The sequence below is a fragment of the Mycobacterium sp. genome (assembly GCF_032161845.1).
Classification (GTDB): domain Bacteria; phylum Actinomycetota; class Actinomycetes; order Mycobacteriales; family Mycobacteriaceae; genus Mycobacterium.
Map to the genome: position 1 here is coordinate 1 of NZ_JAVRQA010000318.1, position 3,884 is coordinate 3,884.

General features: G+C 70.0%; 6 protein-coding genes. 3 read left to right on the plus strand and 3 right to left on the minus strand.

What is annotated here, in order from left to right; all coding sequences use genetic code 11:
* The coding region (locus QOD90_RS17160) for a Nif3-like dinuclear metal center hexameric protein (protein WP_526351806.1) at window positions 1–524 on the minus strand (524 nt) is incomplete at its 3' end.
* A complete protein-coding gene (gene cobC / locus QOD90_RS17165) occupies window positions 521–1,540 on the minus strand; it encodes an Rv2231c family histidinol phosphate aminotransferase CobC (RefSeq protein WP_526351808.1) in 1,020 nt (339 codons plus the stop codon). The genes cobC and QOD90_RS17160, both read right to left, overlap by 4 nt.
* A 35-nt stretch (window positions 1,541–1,575) precedes the next feature.
* On the opposite strand from cobC, the gene QOD90_RS17170 reads away from it, so the two are divergent.
* The 3 genes from QOD90_RS17170 to QOD90_RS17180 are packed head-to-tail and all read left to right on the plus strand — an operon-like array spanning window position 1,576 to window position 3,582.
* Window positions 1,576–2,259 (plus strand): HAD-IA family hydrolase, encoded by a 684-nt coding sequence (locus tag QOD90_RS17170; protein WP_526351810.1) that lies wholly within the window; start codon window positions 1,576–1,578, stop codon window positions 2,257–2,259.
* Complete coding sequence (locus QOD90_RS17175; protein WP_526351812.1) at window positions 2,252–2,755, plus strand: low molecular weight protein-tyrosine-phosphatase; 504 nt, start codon at window positions 2,252–2,254, stop codon at window positions 2,753–2,755. The genes QOD90_RS17170 and QOD90_RS17175 overlap by 8 nt, the downstream gene beginning before the upstream one ends.
* Window positions 2,755–3,582, plus strand: coding sequence for an SURF1 family cytochrome oxidase biogenesis protein (locus tag QOD90_RS17180; protein ID WP_526351814.1), 828 nt, complete (start codon window positions 2,755–2,757; stop codon window positions 3,580–3,582). The genes QOD90_RS17175 and QOD90_RS17180 overlap by 1 nt, the downstream gene beginning before the upstream one ends.
* Here the strand turns inward: QOD90_RS17180 and QOD90_RS17185 are convergent.
* A partial coding sequence (locus tag QOD90_RS17185; protein ID WP_526351816.1) for a cobalamin biosynthesis protein occupies window positions 3,539–3,884 on the minus strand: 346 nt, incomplete at its 5' end. The two genes, QOD90_RS17180 and QOD90_RS17185, sit on opposite strands and share 44 nt — an antisense overlap.

Here is a 3,884-nt window from a genome sequence, read left to right on the forward strand (position 1 = left end):
CCCGTTCCCGCTACCGACCAGCAGCAGTGCGAGTAGTCCCCGATCTGGCCAGCGCCTGCGGCGAAAAGGGCTTCCCGCAACGCATCCGCGTCGGCGACGGGGACGTACACCACCCACGTGTCGAGCCGACGATCTTCGCGCGCAGGCTCCAACGGCCCCTCCACGGTCAGGCCGAGCGTCTGCGCAAGCGCGTCGGACACCCCGGGTGAGGCGGCGTCCGCATTGGTGTGCGCGGTGAACAGCGCGCTACCGCCGCGAATGAGCCGGTGCAGCAGTGCTCCCTTCGCGGTGCTCGCGGCGATGGTGTCGACTCCACGTAGGAGCAGCGGGTGGTGCGCCAGCAGCAGACCGCGTTCGGGCACATTGGCGACGACCTCGGCCGTCGCATCGACGGCGATCGTGATGGAGTCGACGGCGTCGTCGGGGTCTCCGCACACCAGTCCGACCGAGTCCCAATCGGCGGCCAGATGTGGTGGGTAGGCGTCATCAAGCACGTCGATGACATCGGCAAGCCTGACGCTCACTGCGTCACCTCCACGACGGCATCGACCAGAGCCGGCCATTCGCTTCTGACCGCCACCCGCAGATACTGTCCCTCGAGGCCGACGAAGGTGTCGCAGCGCCGCACGGCGATCCCCTTGGCGTGCAACTTCTTTCGCACCAGGTCGGCGTCGGCGACGCTGACCATGAGGTACGGAGCGCGGCCGTCGACGACGTCGAACCCGGCGGCGCAGAACGCTGCCGCCATCTCGGCCCGCATCGCTGCCAGGCGGGCGGCACCCGTCGCGGCCTCGGCGACGGCGTCCGGCGAGCAGCACGCCGCGATCGCCTCCAGTTGCAGCGTGCCCAGCGGCCAGTGCGGGCGCTCGCGCGCCAGTCGGGCCAGCACGTCGGCGGGCCCGAGCGCGTAACCCACGCGAAGGCCCGCCAACGCCCATGTCTTGGTGAGGCTGCGCAGCACCACGACACCGTCGCCAGCATGCGCGGCAAGCGATTCGGGTTCGCCGGGAATCGCGTCCGCGAACGCCTCGTCGACGACCACGACGCGCCCTGGCCGGCACAGCGCAAGGATCTCCTCGCGGGCGTGGAGCACGGACGTCGGATTCGTCGGATTTCCCAGCACGACGAGGTCGGCGGCGTCTGGAACGTCGGCGCCCGCCAATACGAAGGGCGGGCCGAGGACGACGTGGTGCACCGGCACGCCCCCGGCAACCAGAGCAGCCTCCGGCTCGGTGAACGACGGCGCCACCAACGCCGCCAGCCGGGGTTGCAGTCGTGGGAGCAGCGCGAAACCCTCCGCGCCGCCGGCGAGGAGGAGTACCTCGGCCACGTCACGACCGTGCCGGAGCGCAGCGGCCCGGGTCGCGCGTGCGACGTCGTCGGCGCTCGGGTAGTGACCGAGGTCGGGCAGCCGCGCGGCGAGGCGCTCGACCAGCCAGGACGGCGGCTGCCCAGCGCGCACGTTCACGGCAAAGTCCAGCATCCCGGGCGCTGCGGCCTGATCACCGTGGTAGCGGGCGGCATCCCGTGGCTGACCCACATCACGACAGTAGTGCGCCGACGGCAGGCCCAGGCATGGGGACTACCAGCGACATCGGGGACAATGATGGCGTGAGCCCCGAACTGGTGATCTTCGACCTCGACGGCACGCTGACCGATTCGGCAGAAGGAATCGTGTCCAGCTTCCGCCACGCGCTCGGCGAGGTCGGCGCACCCGTTCCGGATGGCGACCTGGCGGGCCGCATCGTCGGTCCACCGATGCACCTCACGCTGACGGCCATGGGCCTCGGGGGTCGCGCGGACGACGCGATCGCCGCCTACCGGGCCGACTACACGACCCGGGGCTGGGCGATGAACAGGTTGTTCGACGGCATCCCGGCGTTGCTGGCCGATCTGCGTGCCGCAGGGGTGCGGTTGGCCGTCGCCACGTCGAAGGCGGAACCGACCGCCAGGAGGATCATCGAGCACTTCGGACTCGGCGATCACTTCGAGGTGATCGCTGGAGCAAGCCTCGACGGCGCGCGATCGTCGAAGGCAGACGTCGTCGCGCATGCGATCGCCCAGCTGGAGCCGCTGCCCATGCACGTGCTCATGGTGGGCGACCGTGCTCACGACGTGGAGGGCGCCGCAGCGCACGGGATCAACACCGTCGTCGTCGAATGGGGCTACGGTGCAGCCGATTTCGTCGACTACGTCTCGGCGATGCCGTTGAAGCACGTGGCCACCATCGGCGACTTGCGCGAGGTGCTCGGTGTCTAGCGCCAGCCCGTTGCACGTGACCTTCGTCTGCTCGGGCAACATCTGCCGGTCACCGATGGCCGAGAAGATGTTCGCGCATCAGATCGAGGAGCGCGGCCTCGCGCACGTCGTGAAGGTTTCCAGTGCAGGCACGGGCAGTTGGCACGCGGGTGGCCCCGCCGACGACCGGGCCAATCAGGTCCTTCGGGCGCACGGCTATCCGACCGAGCACAGCGCCGCGCAGGTCCACGACGACCACCTGGGCGCCGACCTGATCGTGGCGATGGGCCGCAACCACACCCGGATGCTGCGCGATCTCTTCGACGCGCCTCCGGACCGGATCCGCATGCTCCGCTCGTTCGACCCGCGGTCGGGGGCCCACGCCTTGGACGTCGAGGATCCGTACTACGGCACGGCGGACGACTTCGAGGAGACCTTCGCCGTCATCGAGACGTCGCTGCCGGGGCTCCACGCGTGGGTCGACGCACAGCTTGCCGAGCGGGGAATCGCGAACTGATGGCGCGCTTCGGGTTCCTGCTGCGGCCGCAATGGCTGGCGCTCTATGTCGTGGTGCTCGGGTTCGCCTATCTCTGCTTCACGGTGCTGGCGCCGTGGCAGCTCGGCAAGAACACGAAGACCTCGCGCGAGAATGACCAGGTGACCAGTTCGCTGTCCGCCGAGCCCGTGCCGGTCACGACGGTGCTGCCGCGCCAAGATTCGTCCGCCCCCGACGCCCAATGGAAGCGGGTCACCGCGACGGGGCGCTACCACCCACAGTCGCAGGTTCTGGCACGGCTTCGGATGGTCGAGGGCGAGCCTGCCTTCGAGGTGCTGGTGCCGTTCACCGTTGACGGTGGCCCCACCGTGCTGGTCGACCGCGGCTACGTCCGACCCGATCCCGGCTCGAAGGCACCAGCCATGGCCGACTTGCCCGGCGGGACCGTGACCATCGTGGCGCGACTGCGGGATTCCGAACCCGTCTCGGAGGGGAAGAACCCATTCCGGCAGGACGGCTGGGAGCAGGTGTATTCGATCAACACCGCGCAGGTTGCGGCCGTGACGGGCGTTCCGCTGGCCGGCTCCTACCTGCAGCTCGTCGACAATCAGCCCGGCGGCCTCGGCGTGGTAGGCCTGCCCCACCTCGATTCGGGGCCATTCCTGTCGTACGGCATCCAGTGGATCGCCTTCGGCATCGTCGCGCCGCTCGGAGTCGGCTACTTCGTCGTGGCCGAAGTGCGACAACGACGTCTGGAGAGGTCCTCCGCCGACGCGGCGGCTCCGGCCTCGGAGCTGCCGCCGACTACCGAGGAGAAGCTCGCCGACCGCTACGGCCGACGGCACTGACCATCACCGCGACGACCGTCGCGACGGCAATCACGGTGCGCGACAATGCGACCGACCTCCGCAGGTCGTCGACGCCAGGACCCCGGCCATCGCCGAGCGCGGGCCTGAGCTCGAGTCCGTGGGCATATTGCGTGGGGCCGCCGAGGCGCACGCCCAGTGCGCCGGCGAATGCCGCCTCCACCACGCCTGCGTTGGGACTGGGATGGCTGGCGGCGTCGCTGCGCCATGCGCCCAGCGACGTGCGGGCCGAACCACCGACGACTGGCGCGCATGCGGCCACCAGCAGACCGGTCATCCGTGCG

What these genes read in the sequence shown, in the direction of transcription:
- QOD90_RS17170 (WP_526351810.1), top strand. Translation starts at nt 1,576, where the DNA reads ATGGGGACTACCAGCGACATCGGGGACAATGATGGCGTGAGCCCCGAA.
- QOD90_RS17180 (WP_526351814.1), top strand. Translation starts at nt 2,755, where the DNA reads ATGGCGCGCTTCGGGTTCCTGCTGCGGCCGCAATGGCTGGCGCTCTAT.